Here is a 1,192-nt window from a genome sequence, read left to right on the forward strand (position 1 = left end):
CATATTTACGACGATTCATTTTGGTAACCTTTAAATCAATAAGATGCTTAATGCCCTTTTAATAAACCACATTTAAAAACCATTGTAAATATAAAAACAAAAATATAAATCAAACAAAAATTTTTTAATCATTAAAAACTTCCACACTTTTTAAGTTTGGTTTAAAATTGGAGTATTGGCAATTGTACATCTAATAGGAATAAAACTAATGACATTGACTGAAAAACAAGAAGCAGCCATAGAAATATTTAATAGTCGCAATAATATCCGAGGCTTAGAACTATCTCTGGGAGAGTTAGAAGCAATCCGTGATAGAGTTAGCCACGTTATAGATGAGCTTAATACTGCGCAAGAAGTGAAGGCTGTTGAAGCAGCCATACACGCTTTACAAGTAATTGACTTTGAAATCCCTCACGAACTCGAAAAAAAGTATAAAATTTTAACAGGTTCAAAGTCTTCTACCGCAACGAAGCGAAAACCAGCACCACTTGTTAAATTTAAAGTAGGAGAAGATGTTTTTAAAGAAAGATCCCAAGGTAAAGCATCACGTGAACTGGCGGCAGCAATTGAAAGATACAATAGTGAAAATGGTACAAAACTGACTAAGAAAGACTTTAAAACCGATGAAATCGTTGAGGATGACAACCTTTAGTTTAAGAGTTTAAGTCTAAATATCATTAAGTATCACCATTCGTTTACTGGAGTTATGATCACGTACTCATCTATTGAAACTCTCGCTCAAAGAGCGAGTCTACCTACTGATGCATAGTACCTCGCAAGTGGCATATAGATTTAATGCTTAATTTTGAGTGTCCACTTCTCCATTTATTATTATATATACATTTGAGAATGTGGACACATAGGTCGATAGCCATTCAAAGGTTAACTTTTACTCAAAATGAACAACCAGCAAATTTAGCATGCTACCGCATGCATATTTCAATAATTCAATGACAATTAAGAGTTTATGTTTAGGAATACAGGCTCTCAGTGTCCACATCTACATTTCTCTATTATATATACAATACAGAAATGGACACATTGTTATACGATCATAAGTCAAAGTAAGTCATATTTCTAAACTTAAATACACTAAGTTACAACCTGAACAGTTCGTTATACATGGGAGTAATATTATTTAAATAATATTATTAACAACGTAAGAACTCATTTAGCCTTTATATTTTAATTT

At 32.0% G+C, this 1,192-nt stretch carries 1 protein-coding gene; it reads left to right on the forward strand.

What is annotated here, in order from left to right; translation table 11 throughout:
• Positions 1-208: 208 nt before the first annotated feature.
• On the forward strand, positions 209-652 hold the full coding sequence (locus tag R7035_RS25555) for a hypothetical protein (RefSeq protein ID WP_025789569.1): 444 nt from the start codon (positions 209-211) through the stop codon (positions 650-652).
• The last annotated feature ends 540 nt before the right edge of the window (positions 653-1,192 follow it).

Origin of the sequence: Vibrio sp. 1731, assembly GCF_033339955.1 — a bacterium.
Classification (GTDB): Bacteria; Pseudomonadota; Gammaproteobacteria; order Enterobacterales; family Vibrionaceae; genus Vibrio; species Vibrio alginolyticus.

Coding starts and splice junctions, on each gene's coding strand:
- R7035_RS25555 (WP_025789569.1), top strand. CDS start 209: ATGACATTGACTGAAAAACAAGAAGCAGCCATAGAAATATTTAATAGT.